20 protein-coding genes are annotated in these 21,959 nt (G+C 67.0%); 13 read left to right on the forward strand and 7 right to left on the reverse strand.

All coding sequences use genetic code 11. The features are described from left to right. Positions 1–35 precede the first annotated feature (35 nt). From NDB2M1_RS04625 to NDB2M1_RS04655, 6 genes are all read left to right on the forward strand, one after another. Positions 36–902 carry an SDR family NAD(P)-dependent oxidoreductase gene (locus NDB2M1_RS04625; protein WP_072379898.1) on the forward strand — a complete coding sequence of 289 codons (867 nt, stop codon included), beginning with the start codon at positions 36–38 and terminating at the stop codon, positions 900–902. 92 nt (positions 903–994) lie between these two features. Beyond that, positions 995–2,284, forward strand: a complete 1,290-nt coding sequence (locus NDB2M1_RS04630; protein ID WP_072379900.1) for an acyl-CoA dehydrogenase family protein — start codon at positions 995–997, stop codon at positions 2,282–2,284. A 123-nt stretch (positions 2,285–2,407) separates the two neighbouring features. Beyond that, the gene (locus tag NDB2M1_RS04640; RefSeq protein WP_072379904.1) at positions 2,408–3,496 is read left to right on the forward strand and encodes a Zn-dependent alcohol dehydrogenase; all 1,089 of its coding nucleotides are present in this window, start codon (positions 2,408–2,410) and stop codon (positions 3,494–3,496) included. A gap of 86 nt (positions 3,497–3,582) precedes the next feature. Next, on the forward strand, positions 3,583–4,656 hold the full coding sequence (locus NDB2M1_RS04645) for a phosphotransferase family protein (RefSeq protein WP_072379906.1): 1,074 nt from the start codon (positions 3,583–3,585) through the stop codon (positions 4,654–4,656). A gap of 100 nt (positions 4,657–4,756) precedes the next feature. Beyond that, positions 4,757–6,049: a spinster family MFS transporter gene (locus tag NDB2M1_RS04650; protein WP_072379908.1), complete on the forward strand. Its 1,293-nt coding sequence runs from the start codon at positions 4,757–4,759 to the stop codon at positions 6,047–6,049. A 45-nt stretch (positions 6,050–6,094) separates the two neighbouring features. After that, positions 6,095–6,898, forward strand: a complete 804-nt coding sequence (locus NDB2M1_RS04655) for an oxygen-dependent tRNA uridine(34) hydroxylase TrhO (RefSeq protein WP_072379910.1) — start codon at positions 6,095–6,097, stop codon at positions 6,896–6,898. Between the two features lie 110 nt (positions 6,899–7,008). Here the strand turns inward: NDB2M1_RS04655 and clpB are convergent, their stop codons facing one another. After that, complete coding sequence (clpB, locus tag NDB2M1_RS04660; protein WP_072379912.1) at positions 7,009–9,588, reverse strand: ATP-dependent chaperone ClpB; 2,580 nt, start codon at positions 9,586–9,588, stop codon at positions 7,009–7,011. A 488-nt stretch (positions 9,589–10,076) separates the two neighbouring features. Here clpB and NDB2M1_RS04665 point away from each other — a divergent pair, with 488 nt between their 5' ends. Beyond that, on the forward strand, positions 10,077–12,920 hold the full coding sequence (locus NDB2M1_RS04665) for a M16 family metallopeptidase (protein ID WP_253185760.1): 2,844 nt from the start codon (positions 10,077–10,079) through the stop codon (positions 12,918–12,920). Positions 12,921–12,942: 22 nt separating this feature from the next. On the opposite strand, the gene gatB is transcribed toward NDB2M1_RS04665, so the two are convergent. The 5 genes from gatB to rpsU all read right to left on the reverse strand — a co-directional run bounded on the left by gatB (position 12,943) and on the right by rpsU (position 17,371). After that, a complete protein-coding gene (gene gatB / locus NDB2M1_RS04670) occupies positions 12,943–14,436 on the reverse strand; it encodes an Asp-tRNA(Asn)/Glu-tRNA(Gln) amidotransferase subunit GatB (RefSeq protein WP_072379915.1) in 1,494 nt (497 codons plus the stop codon). Between the two features lie 2 nt (positions 14,437–14,438). Then, entirely contained in the window at positions 14,439–15,923 is a 1,485-nt protein-coding gene (gatA, locus tag NDB2M1_RS04675) for an Asp-tRNA(Asn)/Glu-tRNA(Gln) amidotransferase subunit GatA (protein ID WP_072379917.1), read from the reverse strand. Positions 15,924–16,053: 130 nt separating this feature from the next. Beyond that, entirely contained in the window at positions 16,054–16,356 is a 303-nt protein-coding gene (gene gatC / locus NDB2M1_RS04680) for an Asp-tRNA(Asn)/Glu-tRNA(Gln) amidotransferase subunit GatC (protein ID WP_072379919.1), read from the reverse strand. Positions 16,357–16,411: 55 nt separating this feature from the next. Beyond that, on the reverse strand, positions 16,412–16,954 hold the full coding sequence (locus tag NDB2M1_RS04685; protein WP_054121617.1) for an FKBP-type peptidyl-prolyl cis-trans isomerase: 543 nt from the start codon (positions 16,952–16,954) through the stop codon (positions 16,412–16,414). Between the two features lie 210 nt (positions 16,955–17,164). Further along, entirely contained in the window at positions 17,165–17,371 is a 207-nt protein-coding gene (gene rpsU, locus NDB2M1_RS04690) for a 30S ribosomal protein S21 (protein ID WP_054121618.1), read from the reverse strand. Between the two features lie 185 nt (positions 17,372–17,556). On the opposite strand from rpsU, the gene crcB reads away from it, so the two are divergent. From crcB to NDB2M1_RS04720, 6 genes are read left to right on the forward strand one after another with little or no spacing between them, the layout of a single operon-like run. Then, complete coding sequence (gene crcB / locus NDB2M1_RS04695) at positions 17,557–17,976, forward strand: fluoride efflux transporter CrcB (RefSeq protein ID WP_072379921.1); 420 nt, start codon at positions 17,557–17,559, stop codon at positions 17,974–17,976. Then, positions 17,973–19,199, forward strand: coding sequence for an RluA family pseudouridine synthase (locus NDB2M1_RS04700; protein ID WP_072379923.1), 1,227 nt, complete (start codon positions 17,973–17,975; stop codon positions 19,197–19,199). Before crcB ends, NDB2M1_RS04700 begins: the two co-directional genes overlap by 4 nt. Continuing rightward, positions 19,199–19,801, forward strand: a complete 603-nt coding sequence (locus NDB2M1_RS04705; RefSeq protein WP_072379925.1) for an FMN-binding negative transcriptional regulator — start codon at positions 19,199–19,201, stop codon at positions 19,799–19,801. The genes NDB2M1_RS04700 and NDB2M1_RS04705 overlap by 1 nt, the downstream gene beginning before the upstream one ends. Then, a complete protein-coding gene (locus NDB2M1_RS04710) occupies positions 19,798–20,460 on the forward strand; it encodes an HAD-IA family hydrolase (RefSeq protein ID WP_054121622.1) in 663 nt (220 codons plus the stop codon). Before NDB2M1_RS04705 ends, NDB2M1_RS04710 begins: the two co-directional genes overlap by 4 nt. Next, entirely contained in the window at positions 20,457–20,687 is a 231-nt protein-coding gene (locus tag NDB2M1_RS04715; protein WP_072379927.1) for a hypothetical protein, read from the forward strand. Before NDB2M1_RS04710 ends, NDB2M1_RS04715 begins: the two co-directional genes overlap by 4 nt. Continuing rightward, a complete protein-coding gene (locus NDB2M1_RS04720) occupies positions 20,684–21,379 on the forward strand; it encodes an ATP12 family chaperone protein (protein ID WP_072379929.1) in 696 nt (231 codons plus the stop codon). The genes NDB2M1_RS04715 and NDB2M1_RS04720 overlap by 4 nt, the downstream gene beginning before the upstream one ends. Here the strand turns inward: NDB2M1_RS04720 and NDB2M1_RS04725 are convergent. Beyond that, positions 21,376–21,951: an ABC-type transport auxiliary lipoprotein family protein gene (locus NDB2M1_RS04725; protein WP_082364581.1), complete on the reverse strand. Its 576-nt coding sequence runs from the start codon at positions 21,949–21,951 to the stop codon at positions 21,376–21,378. The two genes, NDB2M1_RS04720 and NDB2M1_RS04725, sit on opposite strands and share 4 nt — an antisense overlap. Positions 21,952–21,959 lie beyond the last annotated feature (8 nt).

The following is a 21,959-nucleotide window of genomic DNA, read 5'->3' on the forward strand; positions in this document are numbered from 1 at the left end:
TCGCGCCAAAATCATAAGCAGATGGAGAGGTTCCCATGCGATTCCACAACAAGACCGTCGTCGTCACCGGCGCCGCTTCCGGCATTGGCCGCGCCACCGCACTCCTGTTCGCTGCCGAGGGCGCCAAGGTCTACGCCGCCGATATCGACGAGGCCGGCCTCGCGCAGACCGCTGCCGAATCCAACGGCGAAGTCCACACCGTGCGCTGCGACGTCTGCGTGACCGAGGACATCAAGGCGCTGATGGACCGCGCCGCAGCCGAGACCGGCGGGATCGACGCCGTCTTCAACAATGCCGGCGCAGGCGGCGACATGGCCAAGATCGACGAGATCGAGCCCGAGGGCTGGGACCGCACGATGCACCTCCTGCTCCGCTCGGTCGCCTTCGGCATCCGCTACGCCGTGCCGCACATGATCGGCCGCCCATCTACACGAACAGGGGGCGCCGCCATCGTCAACACCTCCTCGGTCGCCGCCGTCGGCCCGGGCTACTCGCCCAATGCCTATGCTGTCGCCAAGGCAGGCGTCCTCCACCTCACCAAGACCAGCGCCGCCGACCTTGCCCGTCACCAGATCCGCGTGAACGCCGTCCAGCCCGGCTTCATCAACACCAACATCTTCACCACCTCGCTCGAAGTTCCCGCCGAACTCGAAGCGCAGGCCAAGGGCGCCATCGCGATGATGAGCCAGGCCGCCCAGCCCGTCGCGCGCGGCGGCCAGCCGAGCGACATTGCCGAAGCCGTGGCGTACCTGTGCAGCGAGGCGGCAAGCTTCGTGAACGGCACCTCGATCATCGTCGACGGCGGCCTCACCATCGGCCCGCGCCATTCGTGGGATCCCGAAGTGCCTGACCTGTTCGAAGCGCTCCGCCAGATGAAAGCGGCAGCCGAAGCACAGGCCTGAACTTTCTGCGCTTGATCTGGCGCAAGGTTTAACCGACAGATTAAATCAAGAGACAAGAACGGTGCCGCCCGGCGCACCGCAGGAGAGCAAACATGGATTTCGAACCGACCGAACGGCAGGTCTACTGGCGCAACCGCGTGCGCGATTTCATCGAGACCAACGTCCGCCCGCGCCACAAGGACTACAAGGCCGAGCAGGCCAGCGGTGGCCGCTGGAAGGTGCTGCAGGTGGTCGAGGAAGAGAAGGCCAAGGCCAAGGCCGCCGGCATCTGGAACCTGTTCATGCCCCCGCGCAACGCCGGGCATCACCATGTCGAAGACACGTTCGAGTTTGAAGGCCCCGGCCTCACCAACCTCGAATATGCGCTCTGCGCCGAAGAGATGGGCCGCATTTCGTGGGCCAGCGAAGTGTTCAATTGCTCCGCGCCCGATACCGGCAACATGGAAGTGTTCCACCGCTACGGCACGCTCGAGCAGAAGGAGCGCTGGCTGCGCCCGCTGATGAACGGCGAGATCCGCTCCGCCTTCCTGATGACCGAGCCGCTGGTCGCCTCGTCGGACGCGACCAACATCGAAACCCGCATGGTCCGCGAAGGCGATGAATACGTCATCAACGGCCGCAAGTGGTGGTCTTCGGGCCTCGGCGATCCGCGCTGCAAGATCGCCATCGTCATGGGCAAGACCGACACCAGCGCCAAGCGCCACCAGCAGCAATCGCAGGTGCTTGTTCCGATGGACGCGCCGGGGGTGAACATCATCCGCCACCTTCCGGTGTTCGGCTACGATGATGCGCCGCATGGCCACATGGAAGTCGTGCTCGAGAACGTCCGCGTCCCCGTCTCCAACGTCGTTCTCGGCGAAGGGCGCGGGTTCGAGATCGCGCAAGGCCGCCTCGGGCCGGGCCGCATCCACCACTGCATGCGCACCATCGGCGTCGCGGAGGAAGCGCTCGCCAAGATGGCCCGCCGCCTCCAGTCGCGCATCGCGTTCGGCAAGCGGATTTCCGAGCATTCGGTGTGGGAAGAACGCATCGCGCGTGCCCGCATCGATATCGAGATGACCCGCCTGCTCTGCCTGAAGGCGGCGGACATGATGGACAAGGTCGGCAACAAGGCCGCCGCGCTCGAAATCGCGATGATCAAGGTGCAGGCCCCCAACATGGCGCTGCGCATCATCGACGATGCGATCCAGGCCCACGGCGGCGGCGGCGTCTCCGAAGACTTCGGCCTCGCCGAAGCCTATGCACACCAGCGCACGCTGCGCCTCGCGGACGGTCCGGACGAAGTCCACGCCCGCGCCGTCGCCCGCATCGAATATGCGCGCCACACCGATCTGCCGAGCGATCCGGGCTTCAGCTCGGGCGACATGGCGATCTCGCGGTAAGGCCAGAAATCTCCCCTCCCGCTTGCGGGAGGGGCCGGGGGAGGGCATGTTCGCGCTCGCCCCCAACACACCCTCCCCTAACCCCTCCCGCAGGCGGGAGGGGAACTGTGCAAGGTAGCCCCCATGAAAGCCGCCATCCTCGAAGCCGCCGGCCAGCCGCTCGTCATCGATCAGCTCACCGTGTCGAAGCCCGGCCCGCATGAAGTGCTGATCCGCACCGCCGCCTGCGGCCTGTGCCATTCGGACCTGCACTTCATCGAAGGCACCTATCCGCACCCGATGCCCTGCGTCGGCGGACACGAGGCGGCGGGCATTGTCGAGGAAGTCGGCAGCGAAGTGCGCACGGTGAAGAAGGGCGATGCCGTCGTCACCTGCCTCTCGGCCTTCTGCGGCCACTGCGAATTCTGCGTCACCGGCCGCATGGCCCTCTGCCTCGGCGGCGACACCCGCCGCCGCCCCGGCGAGGCCCCGCGGCTCACCCGCAGCAGCGACGGCGGCGTCGTCAACCAGATGCTCAATCTCTCGGCCTTTGCCGAAATGATGCTGATCCACGAACACGCCTGCGTCGCGATCAACCCCGAAATGCCGCTCGACCGCGCCGCCGTCATCGGCTGCGCCGTCACCACCGGCGCGGGCACGATCTTCAACGCCTGCAAGGTCACGCCGGGTGAAACCGTCGCAGTGATCGGCTGCGGCGGCGTCGGCCTCGCGACCATCAACGCGGCCAAGATCGCCGGCGCCGGCCGGATCATCGCCGCCGATCCGATGCCGGAGAAGCGCGAACTCGCGATCAAGCTCGGCGCCACCGATGTCGTCGATGCGCTCGATCCCGATGCCGCCAAGCAGATCGTCGAGTTGACCAAGGGCGGCGTCGATCACGCGGTCGAAGCCGTCGGCCGCCCCGCCTCGGGTGATCTCGCGGTCGCCTCGCTCCGCCGCGGCGGCACCGCCACGATCCTCGGCATGATGCCGCTCCAGCACAAGGTCGGCCTCTCCGCCTTCGATCTGCTCTCGGGCAAGAAGCTGCAGGGCGCGATCATGGGGATGAACCACTTCCCGGTCGATCTCCCCCGCCTCGTCGATTTCTACATGCGCGGCCTGCTCGATCTCGACACCATCATCGCCGAGCGCATCCCGCTCGAAGGCATCAACGAAGGCTTCGAGAAGATGAAGGCCGGCCACTCGGCCCGCTCGGTGATCGTGTTCGACTAGTCCAATCAACAGGAAACCCCGGGACACAACCGGGGTAAAGGGGAGCAGGCTGCGCCAGGACGCGGCCTCACCAACGGGAAAGACCAATGACCGAAGCTATCGACGCCCAGGCCGCCTTCACCGGCACCGTAGCCCCCGAAGGCGCGGACAAGCTCGACGAAGCGAAGCTCACCGCTTGGTTCGAAGCCAATGTCGCGGGCTTCATAGGCCCGCTCACCGTTTCCAAGTTCAAGGGCGGCCAGTCGAATCCCACATACCGGATCGATGCGCCGTCTGGCCCCTATGTCCTGCGCCGCAAGCCCTTCGGCAAGCTGCTCCCCAGCGCGCACGCGGTGGACCGCGAATACAAGGTGCAGGCCGCGCTCGCCCCCACCGGCTTTCCGGTCGCTCCGCAATATGGCCTGTGCACCGATGACGATGTCGTCGGCTCGTGGTTCTATGTCATGGGCTGCGTCGATGGCCGCACGATCTGGGACGGTGCGATGCCCGGCGCGAGCCGCGAGGAACGCAGCGCCACGTATTTCGCGATGGTCGATACCCTCGCCGCGCTCCACAGCGTGGATGTGGAGGCCGTGGGCCTTTCCGATTTCGGCAAGCCCGGCAACTACTTCGGCCGCCAGGTCGATCGCTGGACCAAGCAGTACCGCCTCTCCGAAACCGAACGCATGGAGCCGATGGAGCGCCTCATCGAGTGGCTCCCGCGCACCCTGCCCGAACAGACCCGCACCAGCGTCGTCCACGGCGACTACCGCATCGACAACATGATCTTTGCCCATGGCGAGCCCAAGCCGCTCGCCGTGCTCGACTGGGAACTTTCGACCCTGGGGGATCCCCTCGCCGATTTCACCTACTTCTGCATGGCCTGGTCCACCGACAACGGCGGCCGCTCGGGCGTCGCCGACCTCGACCGCGCCGCGCTCGGCATTCCGGAGCTCGACGAAGTCGTCGCGCGCTACTGCGAGAAGACGGGGCGCGACGGCCTCCCCGGCATGGACTGGTACCTCGCCTACAACTACTTCCGCCTCGCCGGCATCATCCAGGGCATCAAGAAGCGCTACCTCGACGGCACCGCCAGCAGCGCCCACGCCAAGGCCATGTCCGACCGCGTCGGCCCGCTGGCGGATACAGCGTGGGAGTATGCGCTGAAGGCAGGGGCCTGAGATCCTCCCCATTTTCGCGGAGCGCAAATGGGGAGGTGGCAGCCCGAAGGGCTGACGGAGGGGTAATGTCGGCGGGCACCAGACCCGCGAAAGGACGAGGATGAACGAACCGGCCGCGCTTGCACCAAAGCCTCTGTCGCTGCACCTCGTCCTCGCGGTCCTGCTCGTTGTCTACATCTTCAATTTCCTCGATCGCCAGATCGTCAATATCCTCGCCGAACCGATCCGCAGCGATCTCGGCCTCTCCGACACGCAGATCGGCCTGATGACCGGCATCGCGTTCGCCGCGTTCTACACCTTCCTTGGCATTCCCATCGCGCGCTATGCGGATCGGCCATCGACCAACCGGGTCGGCCTGATTGCCGGCGCGCTCGTCATCTGGTCGGGCATGACCGCGCTCTGCGGGCAGGCGCAGAATTTCGTGCAATTGCTGCTCGCGCGCATCGGCGTCGGCGTCGGTGAGGCGGGCTGCTCGCCCGCAGCCCATTCGCTGATCGCCGATCTCGCCCCGCCGGAAAAGCGCGCCTCGGCCCTTGCCATCTATGCGCTGGGCATCCCGATCGGCACGCTGCTGGGCATGCTGATCGGCGGGCTCCTTGCCGATAGTTATGGCTGGCGCGCGGCGTTCGTCGTCGTGGGCCTGCCCGGCATCCTGCTCGCTGGCGCAGTCATGCTGCTGATCCGCGATCCACGCCGCGCGGCCGCCCTCGGCGCCGCCACCGCGGTACAACCCCGCACCTTGTCCAACCGCGAAGCCCTGCGCGAAATCCTCAGCTCGCGCGCCTATGTCCTGCTCGTCGCAGCGGGATCGGCGGCCGCCTTCCTCAGCTATGGCAAGGCCACCTGGACGACGATTTTCTTCCAGCGCACCCATGGCCTCAGCGCAGGCGAAACCGGCTTCTGGTTCGGCATCTGGGGCGGTGTGGCCGCGATCGTCGGCACCTTCGCCGGTGGCTGGCTGGCGGACCGCTACGGCAAGGTCAATCGCCAGCACGTGCTGACCGCCCCCGCCGTCGGCTTCGCCCTCGCCGTCCCGCTCGCCATCGCTTCCTATGTCATGACTGACTGGCGCTGGGCGCTCGCGCTGCTGATGATCCCCACCCTGCTCAATTCGCTCTACTACGGCCCCTGCTTTTCGAGCGCACAAGGCCTCGTGAAACCCGAAGCCCGCGCCATGGCCAGCGCGGTCCTGCTTTTCAGCCAGAACCTCATCGGGCTCGGCCTCGGTCCGCTCTTCTTCGGCATGCTGTCGGACTGGATCAAGCCGGTTGCCGGTGACGAAAGCGTGCGCTGGGTGCTCTATGGAGCTGCTCTCATCGGCTTTGTCCCCGCCTTCTTCTTCTGGCGCGCCTCGCTGCGACTCAACGAGGAACTGGACCGCAAGGGCCCTTAGGCATGCCCCCTTTGCCCGGCGTGGCTCATCGGTTACCGCGCCGCAATGCCTGCCCCGCTCACCGTAGCCGCCCTCTACCGCTTCGCTCGCTTCGCGGACCCGGCCGCCCTGCGCGCGCCGCTCCTCGAACTCGCGGAAGCGCAAGGCATCAGGGGCACGCTCATCCTCGCCCGCGAAGGCATTAACGGCACCATCGCCGGCACCACCGAGGGGATCGCGGCCATCATCGCCCACATCCGCGCCCTTCCCGGCTGCGCGGACCCTGACGTGAAGTATTCCGCCGCCAGCGAAATGCCCTTCGGCCGCCTCAAGGTCCGCCTGAAGCGGGAGATCGTCACGATGGGGCTGCCCGACATCGACCCGCTGGCGAGCGTCGGCACATACGTCGCCCCGCACGACTGGAACGCGCTTATCAGCGATCCCGAGACCATCGTGATCGATACGCGCAACGACTACGAAGTCGCCGTCGGCACCTTTGCGGGCGCGATCAATCCCGAGACCCGCTCCTTCCGCGAGTTCCCCGCCTGGTTCCGCGCCGAACGCGAACGACTCCTAGGCAAGGGCAAGCAGCCCAAAGTCGCCATGTTCTGCACCGGCGGCATCCGCTGCGAGAAATCGACCGCCTTCCTCAAGGCCGAGGGCGTCGAAGAGGTCTATCACCTCAAGGGCGGCATCCTGCGCTATCTGGAAGAGGTGCCCGCCGAGCAGAGCCTCTGGCAGGGCGAATGCTTCGTGTTCGACGAACGCGTCGCCCTCGGCCATGGGCTGGCCGAGGGCGAGCATGTGCTATGCAAAAGCTGCGGCCGGGCTGTGCCGGCGGGCGAGAGCTGCGCCTGCACCGCAAGCTGACCTGCCCCTCCCCCGCTCGGGGGAGGCCGGGTGGGGGTAACAAGCGCTCGAACCGCAAGCGCCGTACCCCCTCCCCCAACCCCTCCCCGCCGGGGAGGGGGCATCCCGGCTCAGGCGACCGAAAACGTCAGCGCCCCGTCGCCTTCGTCGATCCGCACCGTGCTGCCATCGGGGATCTCGCCCCCCAGAAGGCGTTCGGCCAGCGGATCCTGCACATGGCGCTGCACCGCGCGCTTCAGCGGCCTTGCGCCATAGACCGGATCGTAGCCCACCCGGCCCAGCCAGCGCTTCGCCGCTTCGGTGAGGTCGATCACGATCTTGCGATCCTTCAGCAGCGCCTGCACCCGCGCCACCTGCAGGTCGACGATCGGCGCCATGTGCTCGTGGCCAAGGCGGTGGAACAGGATGATCTCGTCGAGCCGGTTGAGGAACTCGGGCCGGAAGTGCGCCCGCACCACGTCCATCACCTGCGGCTCGACGCTGGAAACGTCCTGCCCTTCCTCGAGGTTCGCCAGATACTGGCTGCCCAGATTCGAGGTCAGCACGATCAGCGTGTTGGTGAAGTCCACCACGCGGCCCTGCCCGTCGGTCAGGCGCCCATCGTCGAGAACCTGCAGCAGCACGTTGAACACGTCCTGGTGCGCCTTCTCCACCTCGTCGAACAGCACGACCTGATAGGGCCGCCGCCGCACCGCCTCGGTCAGCACGCCGCCTTCGTCATAGCCGACATAGCCCGGAGGCGCGCCGATCAGGCGGCTCACGGAGTGCTTCTCCATGAACTCCGACATGTCGATGCGCACCATTGCGTTGTCGTCGTCGAACAGGAAGCCCGCGAGCGCCTTGGTCAGTTCGGTCTTGCCGACGCCCGTGGGGCCGAGGAACAGAAACGAGCCCAGCGGCCGGTTCGGGTCCTGCAGGCCCGCCCGCGCGCGGCGCACCGCCTTGGAAACCGCGACCACCGCATCGCGCTGCCCGATCACCCGCTTGCCGATGGTCTCTTCCATCTTGAGCAGCTTCTCGCGCTCACCCTGCAGCATCCGCTCGACCGGCACCCCGGTCCAGCGGCTGACCACCCCGGCGATGTCGTCCGCGGTCACTTCCTCGCGCAGCAAGGCGTTCTCCGCCATGCCCTGCGCTTCGGCGAGCTGCTTCTCCAGCTCGGGAATCCGGCCATAGGCAAGCTCGCCCGCCTTGCCGAGATCGCCCTGCCGCTGCGCCTGCTCGAGCTCGATCCGCGCCGCATCGAGCGCTTCCTTGATCTTGCCCTCGGCGGCGATCTTGTCGCGCTCGTTCTGCCAGCGGGTGGTGAGCTCGCTCGACTGCTGCTCGAGGTTCGCCAGCTCCTCGCGCAGCGCCGCCAGCCGGTCCTTCGAGGCCGTGTCGCTTTCCTTGGCGAGCGCCATTTCCTCGATCTTGAGCTGGATGATCCGCCGGTCGAGGTTCTCGATCTCCTCGGGCTTGCTTTCCACTTCCATGCGCAGACGGCTGGCCGCCTCGTCCATGAGGTCGATCGCCTTGTCGGGCAGGAAGCGGTCCGCAATGTAGCGGTTGCTGAGCGTCGCCGCCGCCACAATCGCGCCGTCGGTGATCCGCACGCCGTGGTGCAGCTCGTACTTCTCCTTCAGCCCGCGCAGGATCGAGATCGTGTCCTCCACCGTCGGCTCGCCCACGAACACCGGCTGGAACCGCCGCTGCAGCGCGGGGTCCTTCTCGACATACTTCTGGTACTCATCGAGCGTGGTCGCCCCGATGCAGTGCAGTTCGCCGCGCGCCAGCGCCGGCTTCAGCAGGTTGCCCGCATCCATCGCGCCTTCCGATTTACCCGCGCCGATCAGCGTGTGCATCTCGTCGATGAACAGGATGATCTCGCCTTCCGCGCCCTTCACTTCGTCGAGCACGGCCTTGAGCCGCTCCTCGAACTCGCCGCGATACTTCGCGCCCGCGATCAGGCTGCCCATGTCGAGCGCCATCAGGCGGCGGTCCTTGAGGCTGTCGGGCACGTCGCCATTGGCGATGCGCAGCGCGAGGCCTTCCGCAATCGCGGTCTTGCCCACGCCCGGTTCGCCGATCAGCGCCGGGTTGTTCTTGGTGCGCCGCGCCAGGATCTGGATCGTGCGGCGGATTTCCTCGTCGCGCCCGATCACGGGGTCGAGCTTGCCCTCGCGCGCTGCTTCGGTGAGGTCGCGGGCATACTTCTTCATCGCGTCATAGGCGTTCTCCGCCCCGGCGCTGTCTGCCGTGCGGCCGCCGCGCAGCGCGGTGATCGCCGCTTCGAGTGCCTGCGCCGTCACGTTCGCGGTCTTGAGCGCCTGTCCCGCCGCGGTGGTGGTTGCCAAGGTCAGCGCGACGAGCATGCGCTCCACGGTCACATAGGCATCGCCGCTCTTGGCCGCGATCTGCTCCGCCGCGTCGAGCACGCGCACGGCATCGTTGTCGAGGCCGGGCGTCTGCTGCGCCCCGCCGCCCGATACCGCCGGGATCTTGGCCAGCGCCTTGTCGGTCTCCGCAAGCGCGATGGAAGCCGTGCCACCAGCGCGCTGGATCAGCCCGGATGCCATGCCCTCGCTGTCCTCCAGCAAGGCCTTCAGCACGTGTTCGGGCGCGATCCGCTGGTGGCTCATGCGGATGGCAACGGTTTGCGCCGCCTGCAGGAAGCCCTTGGCGCGGTCGGTGAATTTCTCGAGGTTCATGGGTAAGACTTCCTCCTGATGCCCCGAAGGTAGTGTGTCATTTCGGCCACACAAGGACATGGATCAAAATTCCGCAGCCGTTCGTCGAAGCTCTTCGGGCGTCCATCCCGCAGGTTCGGCAACCATGTCTTGCCCCAGCCCCTCAACGCACAGGTTCTCGGTCGGTGCCGCAGCGACGTTCGTCGGGCGCTCGCTGTCCTACAGAGAGCAAACCCGCTATGGCCAAGTTGATGACTTTTGGCCGCGCCTCCTTGCCAAACCAGATGATCGTCTCAGTCGATCAAAACGCCCTCACTGATCGAACCGAGTTATTCCTCAGGACTGTGTCAACCGTGTCAACCCCCACCCCGAATGGGCCAAGCGGCTCGCGAATCGATTTTGCTTCTGTTCAGCCACGCCATGCTCTGGAACAGAGCACGCATCCCTTCCAGCGCGACCGCCGACCAGTGGTCCGCCCCAGCCGCAGGATCACCATGCCCCGTTCGTTGATGGCCTCCCTCCTCGCGCTTCCCGTCCTCCTTGCCGCCGCGCCCGCGCTCGCCGCCGATCCGGCCGCACCCCAAATCTCTTCTGCTGCGCTCAAGGCCGCGCCGGTCGCCGATCTCGTCAAGGCGGTCGACATCCCCTACGAGCGCTTCACCCTGCCCAACGGCCTCACTGTCCTCGTCCACACCGATCGCAAGGCGCCCGTGGTCGCGATCTCGGTGTGGTACAAGGTCGGCTCCAAGAACGAACCGCGCGGCAAGACCGGGTTCGCCCACCTCTTCGAGCACCTGATGTTCAACGGCTCGGAAAACGCGCCGGAAGACTTCTTCACCCCGCTCAAGGAAGTCGGTGCGACCGATGCCAACGGCACGACCTGGTTCGACCGCACCAACTACTACGAGACGGTACCGACCGCCGCGCTCGACCGCGCGCTGATGCTCGAGAGCGACCGTATGGGCCACCTGCTCGGCGCGGTGACGCAGGAGAAGCTCGATAACCAGCGCGGCGTCGTCCAGAACGAGAAGCGGCAGAGTGACAACGCGCCCTTCGGCCTGATCGAATATGAAGAGTTCGAGACGCTCTACCCCGCCGGACATCCCTATCACCACACCACGATCGGCTCTATGGCAGACCTCGACAGTGCCAGCCTTGCCGACGTGAAGGGCTGGTTCCGCGATCACTACGGCCCCAACAACGCGATCCTCGTCCTCGCGGGCGACATCGACGCCGCCACCGCCAAGGCCAAAGTGGAGAAGTGGTTCGGCGCGATCCCTGCCGGTCCAGCTGTCCAGCCGGTCAGTGTGCCGGTGCCGACGCTCCCCGCCCCCATCGTTCGCACCGTGCAGGACCGCGTCGCCACCACCCGCGTCTACCGCATGTGGGCGATCCCCGGGCTCGACAATCCGGACTACCTCCCGCTGCAGGTCGGCGGCCTGATCCTCGGCGGCCTCGCCAGCTCGCGGCTCGACGATGCGCTGGTGCGCGGCGCGCAGACCGCCGTCTCCGCCTCCGCCCACGCCGATGTCTTCGCGCAGGGCGGCCAGTTCATCATGGAAGCCGATGTGAAGCCAGGCGCGGACCCCGCCAAGGTCGGCGCAGCGCTCGATGCCGAGCTCACCCGCCTGATGACCGAAGGTCCAACGGCAGACGAGCTCGCCCGCGCTGCCACGTCGTTCGCCGCCAGCGAGATCCGCTCGCTCGAATCGGTTGGTGGCGGCGGCGGCAAGGCCGCCACCCTCGCCGAAGGGCTGCTCTATTCGGGCGATCCGGCCAACTACCGCAAGGAACTCGAAGCCGCGGCCAAGCTCACCCCAGCCGCGGTGCGCGATGCGCTGGCCAAGTGGCTCAAGCGCCCGGTCTTCGCGCTGACGGTCGTGCCGGGCAATCGCACCGGCGGCGGCGAAGCGCGCGGCGGCGATGCAGCACTGCCCACGGCTGCCCCGGCGCCGGTCGTCGCGGCCGCTGCGGCGACCACGGTGGATGCCGACCGCAGCAAGATCCCGTCCGGCGGCGACGTCCCCACGCTCGATTTCCCCGCCATCGAGCGCACCAGCCTCAAGAACGGCATCAAGGTCGTCTTCGCCCGTCGCAGCGCGGTGCCGGTCGTCTCGGTGCGCGTCTCGTTCGATGCGGGCTATGCCGCCGATCCGAAGGACGCGCGCGGCACCACGTCGCTGCTGCTGCGGCTGATGAACGAGGGCACCACCAGCCTCGATTCGTCCGCCCTCGCCCGCGCCAAGGAAACGCTGGGCGCCTCGATCAACGGCGTAGGCCTGCCCGATTCGACGGCGTTCGAGCTGAACGCGCTGGTGCCCAACCTCGCACCATCGCTCGATCTCCTCGCCGATTACGTGCGCCACCCCGCGCTCGATCCAGCGGAGCTTGAACGCGTGCGCGCCCAGCAGCTGAGCACGATCCAGTCCGAGCGCACCGATCCCTATTCGCTCGCCAGCCGCACACTCTACCCGGCGATCTACGGCCCGGCCCATCCCTATGGTTATGCTCCGACGGGCACAGGCGAAGCGGATGTCGTGAAGAAGCTGACCCGCGCCGATCTCGCCGCCTTCCACGCCCGCTGGCTGCGTCCCGACCGCGCGACGATCTATGTCGTGGGCGATACCAGGCTCGCCGATGTGGTTCCACTACTCGAAAAGAGCTTCGGTGATTGGCCGTCGAACCGAATGGCCCCGCCGGTCAAGGACTTCTCCTCGCCGATCCCCACACCTGCCCCGCGCATCGTGCTCATCGACCGGCCCGGGTCGCCGCAGTCGATGATCGTCGGCGGCGAAGTCATCGCGGCCAAGGGCACGGACGACACGGTCACCCTGCGCACCGCCAACGACGTGCTCGGCGGCGATTTCCTCAGCCGCATGAACACCAACCTGCGCGAGACCAAGGGCTGGTCCTACGGTGTCGACAGCGCGATCAGCGACCGTGCGGACCGGTTGATCTTCCGGATCATCGCCCCCGTCCAGACCGATCAGACCGGCCCCTCGATCCGCGAACTGCAGGGCGAAATGACGCGCTATCTCGGTGCCAAGGGCACCACACCGGAAGAGACCGCGCTCGCCACCCAGGGCAGCGCGCGCGAACTGCCCGGCGCGTTCGAAACCTCGGGCGCGGTCCTCGAAGGCGTGGCCAAGATCGAAACCTACAAGCGGCCGGACAACTACTACGCCACGCTTCCCGCCCGCTACCGCGCGATGACGCCCGCCGACCTCGACGCAGCGGCGCGCAAGATCATCGATCCCAGCCGCATTGTCTGGGTCGTCGTCGGCGACGCGGCCAAGGTCAGGCCGCAGCTCGACGGGCTGGGCCTGCCGGTGGAAGTTATGAAAGCGGAGTAAGGCGCGCTGGGCGAAGCCGGCCTCAGGCCAGCTTCGCCTTCAGCACCTCGTTCACCAGCTGCGGGTTGCCCTTGCCCTGCATGGCCTTCATCGTCTGGCCGACGAAGAAGCCGAACAGGGCTTCCTTGCCGCCCTTGTACTGCGCCACCTTGTCCGCATTCGCGGCGAGCACAGCATCGACCGCCGCTTCGATCGCGCCGGTGTCCGAGGTCTGCGTCAGGCCCTCACGCTCGACGATCACGCCCGGCGCATCGCCCGTCTCGAGCATCTTCTCGAGCACCTGCTTGGCCGCGCTGCCCGAGATCGTGCCCTTGCCGACGAGCGCCAGCAGTTCGCCGCCCGCTTCCGGGCTGACGGGGCTTTCGGCAAGGCCTTTGCCCAGCTTGTTGAGCGCACCGAACAGTTCGGACGTCAGCCAGTTGGCCGCCTGCTTGGCGACTTCACCTTCCGGCTTGCCCTGCTTTGCCGCGCTTGCCGCGAGCAGCGCCTCGAACCAGCGCGAGGTCTCGACCTCGGCGGTCAGCACGCCCGCGTTGTAGGCGGAGAGCCCCAGCGCGGTTTCATAGCGGTGGCGCTTGGCATCCGGCAGTTCGGGCAGGCTGGCGCGGCATTCCTCGACGAAGGCATCGTCGAGTTCCACCGGCAGCAGGTCCGGATCGGGGAAGTAGCGGTAGTCGTGCGCATCTTCCTTGCTGCGCATCGAACGCGTCTCGTTGCGGTCCGGATCGTAGAGCCGGGTTTCCTGCACGACCTTGCCGCCGTCTTCGAGCAGCGCGACCTGGCGCTTGGCTTCCTGCTCGACCACGGCCATCACGAAGCGCACGGAGTTCACGTTCTTCGTCTCGGTGCGCGTGCCGAAGGGCTCGCCCGGGCGGCGCACCGAGACGTTGACGTCCGCGCGCATCGAGCCCTGATCCATGTTGCCGTCGCAAGAGCCGACGTAGCGCAGGATTGTGCGCAGCTTCGACAGATACGCCCCCGCCTCGGCAGGCGAGCGCATGTCCGGGCGGCTGACGATTTCCATCAGCGCGACGCCCGAGCGGTTCAAGTCGACGTAGGACATCGTCGGGTGCTGATCGTGCATCAGCTTGCCCGCGTCCTGCTCGACATGGATGCGCTCGATGCCGATGGTCTTGGTGCTCTCGGGATTCTTGTCGTCGAGCTGCACCTCGATCGCGCCTTCACCTACGATGGGGTGGTAGAGCTGGCTGATCTGGTAGCCCTGCGGCAGATCCGCGTAGAAGTAGTTCTTGCGGTCGAAACGCGACCACTTGTTGATCTGCGCATTGATCGCAAGGCCTGTGCGCACGGCCTGGCGGATGCATTCCATGTTGGGCACGGGCAGCATGCCCGGCATCGCCGCATCGACGAGGCTGACCTGCGTGTTGGGCTCCGCACCGAACGCGGTCGCCGCGCCGGAAAAGAGCTTCGCCTGCGTGCTGATCTGCGCATGGACTTCAAGGCCGATCACGACCTCCCATTCACCCGTTGCGCCCTGAATACGATAGTCGCTCATGCTTACCACCACTTCGCCGGACGCGCAGTGAACGCGGCACGGGCTTCGATTGCCAGACCCGCATCGAGCACGCCCTGTTCATCGAACGGGCGGCCGATCAGCTGGAGCCCCAGCGGCAGACCCTGCCGGTCGAGACCCGCAGGCACCGACATGGCGGGAAGGCCTGCCAGCGAGGCGGGCACGGCGAACACGTCGTTGAGGTACATCGCCAGCGGATCGCTCACCATCTCGCCAAGGCCGAACGCGGCGGTCGGCGCGGTGGGGGCGAGGATCACGTCGACGGTCTGGAATGCGTCCATGAAGTCGCGGCTGATCAGCGTGCGGACCTTCTGCGCCTGCGTGTAGTAGGCATCATAGAAGCCTGCCGAGAGCACGTAGGTGCCGATCATGATGCGGCGCTTCACTTCCGCGCCGAACCCGGCAGCGCGGGTGGCGGCATACATGTCCTGCAGCCCCGCACCCTGCGGCAGATCGCGCAGGCCATAGCGCACGCCGTCATAGCGGGCGAGGTTGGAGGAGGCTTCGGCGGGCGCGATGATGTAATACGCGGGCAGCGCGTACTTGGTGTGCGCGAGATTGATGTCGACGATCTCGGCGCCCGCGTCCTTGAGCCAGGCGATGCCTTCGTCCCACACGCGGGCGACGTCGGCGTCCATGCCGTCCATGCGATATTCGCGCGGGATACCGACCTTCTTGCCGCGCAGGTCCGCGTTCAGGCTGGCTTCCCACTCCGGCACCGGCATGTCGAGGCTGGTCGAATCCTTGGGATCGAAGCCCGCCATCGCTTCCAGCATGATCGCGCAGTCGCGCACGTCGCGCGCCATCGGGCCCGCCTGATCGAGGCTGGAGGCGAAGGCGACGATGCCCCAGCGTGAGCAGCGGCCATAAGTCGGCTTGATGCCCGAAATGCCGGTGAAGGCGGCGGGCTGGCGGATCGAACCGCCGGTGTCGGTGCCGGTCGCAGCAGGCGCAATGCGCGCCGAAACCGCCGCGGAGGAACCGCCCGAGGAGCCGCCGGGAGCGAGCTGCGCTTCGCTGCCTTCACGGCGCCAGGGCGAGATCACGTTGCCGAACGCGCTGGTCTCGTTCGAGGAGCCCATCGCGAACTGGTCGAGGTTGAGCTTGCCGAGCATGCCGGCGCCCGCGTCCCACAGCTTCTGCGAGACGGTGGATTCGTAGGGCGGCACGAAGTTGCCGAGGATGTTCGAGGCGGCGGTGGTCCTGGTGCCGGTCGTCGCGAAGAGGTCCTTCATGCCGATCGGCACACCGGCCATCTTGCCGAGCGGCTTGCCCGCCGCGCGGTCTGCATCGACGGCGGCGGCGGCTTCGAGCGCCTTCTCGGGTGTCAGCGTGATGAAGGCATTGAGCGCGTCTTGCGCTTCGGCGACGGCAGCGTTGAATGCGCCCGCCACTTCGACGGCGGTAAAGTCGCCCTTCGCCACGCCCTCGCGGATCGCGGCGACGCCGAGGTCAGTAAGCTCCGTCATGCCAATTCTATCCCGACGACCGCGCCAGCATGCTTCGACAAGCTCAGCATGAGCGGGAACTGGACTGAAACAAGAATACCGCTCGTGCTGAGCTTGTCGAAGCACATGGGCGCAACGCTTGCTTCAACCATCATTCGATCACCTTGGGCACGCCGAAGAAGCCGTGTTCACCGGCAGGCGCATTGGAGAGCACCTTGTCGCGCACGTCGCCGCCGGTCAGCGGATCGGCGTTCACGACGTCATCGCGCAGGCGCTGCTTGTTGGGGATCACCGCCGTCATCGGCGCGATGCCTTCCACATTCAATTCGCCCAGCTGCTCGACCCACGCGAGGATACCGTTGAGCTCGGGCACCATCGCCGCGATCTCGTCTTCGGTCACCTTGATGCGGGCCAGCGAGGCGATCCTGGCCACCGTGGCGGTGTCTACGGACATGGCTGTCTTTCGCTAGAACTGGGGCCGACGGTTCGACCACCGGCCGGGAATTGGTTCAGGGCTGCGGTGCGGATTCAGCGCCGCCCTTCGGCGCGCTGCCCATCTGCTGCTGCAGCTGTTGCAGCATCTGGCGGCGCTGCTCGATCTCGGCCGCGCTCTTGAAATCGAGCAGTTCGACGTCGAACGTCAGGTCGCTGTTGGCGGGGATCACGACTTCACCCGTCGAGGGGTTCTTCTGGTCCTGCGCGCCATAGGCCATCGCAGCCGGGATCACGAGCTTGTACTTGCCGCCGCGCTGCATCTTCTGCAGGCCTTTGCTGAAGCCGGGGATCACGCCCTCGACCGGCATGGCGACTTTTTCGCCCTTGTCGAACTCCTTGCCGTTGGCGAGGTGGCCGGCATAGTTGACCAGCACGACATCACCGAGCGTCGGCGAAGGACCCGAGCCCGCCTTGAGCGTTTCGACGACGAGGCCCTGATAGCGTGTCGACCATGCAGCCGTCGCGCCGATCAGCAGCGCGAGAATCACGCCGATCCAGATGCGGGTGAGCGATCCCTTGCCGACCGGCTGGAGCGGAACGCGGGTGATTTCCGACATGTCTTCCCCTTTTGCGGAGCCTGCGGGAGAGCTCCGATTCCATGCCCTGATGCCGGACCGACATGCGTCAGACAAGCGAAAGGGCGCCGCGAATACGGCGCCCTCTTGGCCCAGCCGGATGGTCTTATCAAGAGGCCAGAACCCGGGAACACCCGGCCCTGGCGTTATCGCAAGAGGCTTAGGGGCAGAACGCGCTGCCCCGACAGCAGCTTACTTGCCGCCGTCGCGCTCAAGCCGCTTGCGCTCCATCTTGCGGGCGCGGCGGACAGCGGCGGCCTTTTCGCGGGCGCGCTTTTCCGAGGGCTTTTCAAAGTGACGGCGCAGCTTCATCTCGCGGTACACGCCTTCACGCTGCAGCTTCTTCTTAAGCGCGCGGAGGGCCTGGTCGACATTGTTGTCGCGAACGAGAATCTGCATAAATCGCTACACCTCAATGCTGATGGCGAGAGCCCGCCCACGCGGGAGTCACCTTGAATTTATGAAATAGATAACGGGCCGAATCCGACGGGATCGGCTCCAACTGGGCGCCCGCTACCAAAAGAGGCCCGCCAAGGCAAGCAATCTCGTGCATTTGGCGCATGGCTGCGTTAGGGGCATGGCGAATGACGTCTACCACACCTTTGCTTTCCAGTGTCCCACCCGGCCTTGCGGTCGCCGCCGGCGGCGCGCTCGGCGCTTGGCTGCGCTACCAGACCGGCCGCCTGTATCTTGCGGCCATCGGACCTGTGGCCGCGAGCGCTTTTCCCTGGGCCACCCTCACCGTCAACGTGCTGGGCAGCGCTGCGATGGGCCTTCTCGCCGGGTGGCTGGCGCGTCATGGCTCGGAGGGCGAGCAGTGGCGGCTGCTGCTCGGCGTCGGCGTGCTGGGCGGCTACACCACGTTTTCCTCCTTTGCGCTGGAGTTCGCGCTGTTTGTTGAACGCGGGCAGCTGGGGCTGGCGGCGGCCTATGTGGCTGCATCGCTGGTGGCAGGTTTTGCCGCGCTGTTTGCCGGGCTCTGGCTGATGCGGGTGGCGGCATGAGCGGCCCCGACGCATCGGACGACGTCCGCCAGTTCACCGTCACCAAAGATGACGACGGCGTCCGGCTCGACCGCTGGTTCAAACGCAACCTGCCCGCCGTCGGCTTCGCGACCGTCTCGCGCTGGGCGCGGACCGGACAGCTGCGCGTCGATGGCAAGCGCGCCGATGTCGATACGCGGCTCGAAAAGGGCCAGGTGCTGCGCGTGCCGCCCGGTGGCAGTGCCCCTGCCGCCGCCAAGGGTGCCCGCCCCCGCAAGCCACTTACGCCCGAACAGATCGCGCTGGCCGACAGCATGGTGCTGACCAAGGACCGCGCCGCCATCGTGCTCAACAAACCGCCGGGGCTGGCCACGCAAGGCGGCAGCGGCACGCATGAGCATGTCGACGGGCTGCTCGATGCCTATGCCGAGGAGAAGGGTCCGCGCCCACGTCTCGTCCACCGGCTCGACAAGGATACCTCAGGCGTCCTCCTGATCGCCCGCACCCCGGGCAGCGCGGCGTTCTTCTCCAAGCGCTTTTCGGGCCGCAGCGCGCGCAAGATCTACTGGGCGCTAGTGACCGGCGTGCCGGATGTGAAAGACGGCCTGATCGAACTGCCGCTCGCCAAGCAGCCGGGCACCGGCGGCGAGAAGATGATGGTCGACGAGACCGAGCACGGCCAATCCGCTCGCACCCGCTACCGCGTGATCGGCCGCGCGGGCAATGCCGCATGCTGGGTCGAGCTTCAGCCGCTGACGGGGCGCACGCACCAGCTGCGCGTGCACATGGCGGCCATCGGGCACCCCATCGTCGGCGACGGCAAATATGGCGGGCAGGCGGCATTCCTGACGGGATCAATCAGCCGCAAGATGCACCTCCATGCGCGCCGCCTCAGGATCGAGCATCCCGAAGGCGACCTTCTCGATGTGACCGCACCGCTGCCCGAGCACTTCGCGGCGAGCATGGCGCAACTGGGCTTCGAGGAAGCCGACGGCGATCTGCAGCTGGAGCCAGTCAAGCTTATCCCCGACAAGGTGATCGAGAAACGTGCCGCCAAGGCCCACGCCAAGGAGTACCGCAAGGAACGCCGGGGCGAGCGCCGCAAGCGCGCCGATGCGCCTCCGTCCGGTCGCAGCGCGCCGAAGCCGCGCGGGGGTGTCAAGAAGGGCGTTGGCAGCAAGCCGACCGCGCCCAAGGCAGCGCCGAAGCGCGGTGCACCGCCGCGCCGAGGGCCCAAGGCCTGATGCACCCCAATCCCGCCTTTCGTTCGGACGACCGCGCGCTCTATGCCGCGCTGATCGAGGAGACCGGCTTCGGCATGGTCTTCCTGACCACACCGGACGGCCCACGTGTCGCCCATGTGCCGCTGCTGCTGACGGATGCGGGAACGCTGCGGTTCCACCTCGCGCTCGGCAATGCGCTGACCCGCCATCTCGATGGCGCGCGGGCGCTGGCGGTGGTCAACGGGCCGGACGGCTATATCTCGGCGCGCTGGTACAGCGATCCCGATCAGGTGCCGACCTGGAACTACCTCGCGCTCGAAATGGAAGGCCCGGTCCGGCGCATGGACCGCGATGGGCTGCATGCATTGCTGGAAGACGTTTCGGCCCACCACGAGGCGCGGGTGAGCGAAGGCACGCCGTGGACCATGGACAAGATGGCCCGGATCAAGCGCGACCGCATGATGGACATGATCGTCGGCTTCGAGTTGACGGTCGAGGCTTGGCGGCCCACCCTGAAGCTTTCGCAGAACAAGCCGGCCGAGGAGCGCAATCGCGTGATCGAAGGTCTCAAGGGCGAAGGCAAGCTCGCGCTCGCAGCGCTGATGGAGCAGTTCGGGAAATGAGCTTGCGGCTGGCCATCTTCGATTGCGACGGCACCCTGGTCGATAGCCAGGCCGATATCTGCGCGGCGATGGATGCGGCGTTCGAGGCCGCTGGGCTCGTCCCGCCGGACCGCAATGCCACGCGCCGCGTGGTCGGCCTTTCGCTGCCCGAGGCAATGCGCCGCCTGCGGCCCGATGGAACGGCGGACGACCATTCGATGCTTGCGCAGCTCTACCGCGACGCGTTCCGTGAGCGGCGCATGGCGGGGCAAGTGGCCGAACCGCTCTACGAAGGCATTGCCGCCCTGATCGAGGAACTGGCAGGCGCGGGCTGGCTGCTCGGCGTCGCCACCGGCAAGAGCGACCGAGGCCTTGCCCACTGCCTCGAAACGCATGGTCTGGCCGGGCACTTCATCACCTTGCAGACGGCGGACCGGCACCCCTCCAAGCCGCACCCCAGCATGATCGAGGCTTGCCTTGCAGAAAGCGGTGCGAGCCCGAGCGAGACCGCGATGATCGGCGATACCGCATTCGACATGTCCATGGCAGTCAACGCCGGGGTCCGCGCCATCGGCGTCGACTGGGGCTATCACCACCCGCGCGAATTGGTGGAAGCGGGGGCAGAGGCGGTGGCCGGGTCGATCGCCGAACTGCGCCTGCTCCTGAAGGGCATGGAATGAACACCTCTCCGGAGCGCGATCCCGCCGCCGCGCGCTTTGCCGTCCTTCAGATGGTGCGTCTGTCCGGCGCGCTGCTGGCGCTTGGCGGGGTGCTGATCATCACCGGCAAAGTCGCGTGGCTGCCAAGGCTGCCCGAAGCGGCAGGTTATGTGCTGATCGCGGCAGGACTAGTCGACTTTTTCGTCGCCCCGCTCTTGCTCGCGAGGCGCTGGAAAAGTCGTCCATGAAGCGTTTCTACAAGGCGGTTACCGTTGCTGTCGAAGGCAGCGGCTTCAGGGTCATGCTCGATGGCCGGGGCCTGCGTACGGTCGGCGGTGCGCCGCAGATCGTGCCGACAGCGCCGCTGGCCGAAGCGATGGCGGCAGAGTGGTCCGGACAAGGCGAGGAGATCGATCCTGCCCGCTTCGTGTTCCGCGACCTGGTGGATTACGCCATCGACGTGGTGACGCCCGGCAAGGCGGCGGTGGTGGACGAACTGATCCCCTACGCCGAGACCGACACCCTGTGCTACCGCGCCGAACCGGACGAAGCGCTCGGCATCCGCCAGCGCGCGGTGTGGGATCCGCTGCTGACCGCCGCGGAGGCGCGATGGGATATACGCTTCGTGCGCGTGGCCGGGATCATGCACCGCCCGCAGCCCGAGGAAACGCTGGCCCGCCTGCGCGAAGACCTCGCCACGCGCGACGGCTTCACGCTGGCGGCGGTGAAGAACACGGCCTCGCTCGCTGCCTCGCTGGTGCTCGGGCTGATGGCGGTGGAACCCGGTGCCGATGTAGACGCGCTATGGGATGCGGCCAATCTTGAGGAAGACTGGCAGGCCGAGCTCTGGGGCAAGGACGCCGAAGCGCAGGACCGCCGCGCGCGCCGGCATGCAGCCTTTGCCGCGGCGGCGAAGTTTGCAGTGCTGGCGCGGGTTTAGCCCACCCAGTCTGCGATCTCGCCCGCCACTTTGTTGGCCGCTTTGTTGAGAGCCGGGCCAATCTCGTTCGGCGAGGGATCGACACCGCGCACGGTGCTTTCAAAGCGCCGCGTCTCGATCTTGCCGCCTGCCAGCCACTTCATCGCATCGAAGCGCACAACGGCTGAACGCGTCTGCGCATCGAACCCCATCGCCAGCAGTTGACCGCCGATGCGCGTGCCGGTGGTGGCGCGGTCGGTCTCGACCACCAGCCCCTTGCCGCGTGCACGCAGCGTGTCGGCGAGCAGGTGCTGGAAGGCGCGGCTGGGGCGCTCCACCCACTGCGTGCCGCGGATATAGGCGACGTTGGAAGCATCGATCTGCACCGGAATACGCAGCACCGAGATCGATGCCGCGGCCGAAGGTTCGAGCACAACCGTCGCTTCGCTCAAGGTGCCGCTGCTGGTCGCGCCTGCAGTCGGCGCCGCGTCCGGCGTCAGCGTGAGGAAAGTGCCGGGCGGCTTCGCCCCGATCCGCACACAACCGGAGAGCGCCGCCAGCAGCGCGAGCGACAGGGCAAAAGTTCGGGTCATGCGGGCGC

The organism is Novosphingobium sp. NDB2Meth1, from assembly GCF_900117425.1.
In the GTDB taxonomy this organism is placed as follows: Bacteria; Pseudomonadota; Alphaproteobacteria; order Sphingomonadales; family Sphingomonadaceae; genus Novosphingobium.

Bases quoted from the DNA above. Each gene is read 5' to 3' on its own strand.
- NDB2M1_RS04705 (WP_072379925.1), top strand. From the start codon at position 19,199: ATGCACCCCAATCCCGCCTTTCGTTCGGACGACCGCGCGCTCTATGCC.
- gatC (WP_072379919.1), bottom strand. From the start codon at position 16,356: ATGTCCGTAGACACCGCCACGGTGGCCAGGATCGCCTCGCTGGCCCGC.
- NDB2M1_RS04640 (WP_072379904.1), top strand. From the start codon at position 2,408: ATGAAAGCCGCCATCCTCGAAGCCGCCGGCCAGCCGCTCGTCATCGAT.
- NDB2M1_RS04645 (WP_072379906.1), top strand. From the start codon at position 3,583: ATGACCGAAGCTATCGACGCCCAGGCCGCCTTCACCGGCACCGTAGCC.
- gatB (WP_072379915.1), bottom strand. From the start codon at position 14,436: ATGAGCGACTATCGTATTCAGGGCGCAACGGGTGAATGGGAGGTCGTG.
- clpB (WP_072379912.1), bottom strand. From the start codon at position 9,588: ATGAACCTCGAGAAATTCACCGACCGCGCCAAGGGCTTCCTGCAGGCG.
- NDB2M1_RS04665 (WP_253185760.1), top strand. From the start codon at position 10,077: ATGGCCTCCCTCCTCGCGCTTCCCGTCCTCCTTGCCGCCGCGCCCGCG.
- NDB2M1_RS04725 (WP_082364581.1), bottom strand. From the start codon at position 21,951: ATGACCCGAACTTTTGCCCTGTCGCTCGCGCTGCTGGCGGCGCTCTCC.
- NDB2M1_RS04685 (WP_054121617.1), bottom strand. From the start codon at position 16,954: ATGTCGGAAATCACCCGCGTTCCGCTCCAGCCGGTCGGCAAGGGATCG.
- NDB2M1_RS04715 (WP_072379927.1), top strand. From the start codon at position 20,457: ATGAACACCTCTCCGGAGCGCGATCCCGCCGCCGCGCGCTTTGCCGTC.
- NDB2M1_RS04700 (WP_072379923.1), top strand. From the start codon at position 17,973: ATGAGCGGCCCCGACGCATCGGACGACGTCCGCCAGTTCACCGTCACC.
- NDB2M1_RS04650 (WP_072379908.1), top strand. From the start codon at position 4,757: ATGAACGAACCGGCCGCGCTTGCACCAAAGCCTCTGTCGCTGCACCTC.
- NDB2M1_RS04655 (WP_072379910.1), top strand. From the start codon at position 6,095: ATGCCTGCCCCGCTCACCGTAGCCGCCCTCTACCGCTTCGCTCGCTTC.
- rpsU (WP_054121618.1), bottom strand. From the start codon at position 17,371: ATGCAGATTCTCGTTCGCGACAACAATGTCGACCAGGCCCTCCGCGCG.
- NDB2M1_RS04710 (WP_054121622.1), top strand. From the start codon at position 19,798: ATGAGCTTGCGGCTGGCCATCTTCGATTGCGACGGCACCCTGGTCGAT.
- NDB2M1_RS04625 (WP_072379898.1), top strand. From the start codon at position 36: ATGCGATTCCACAACAAGACCGTCGTCGTCACCGGCGCCGCTTCCGGC.
- NDB2M1_RS04630 (WP_072379900.1), top strand. From the start codon at position 995: ATGGATTTCGAACCGACCGAACGGCAGGTCTACTGGCGCAACCGCGTG.
- gatA (WP_072379917.1), bottom strand. From the start codon at position 15,923: ATGACGGAGCTTACTGACCTCGGCGTCGCCGCGATCCGCGAGGGCGTG.
- NDB2M1_RS04720 (WP_072379929.1), top strand. From the start codon at position 20,684: ATGAAGCGTTTCTACAAGGCGGTTACCGTTGCTGTCGAAGGCAGCGGC.
- crcB (WP_072379921.1), top strand. From the start codon at position 17,557: ATGACGTCTACCACACCTTTGCTTTCCAGTGTCCCACCCGGCCTTGCG.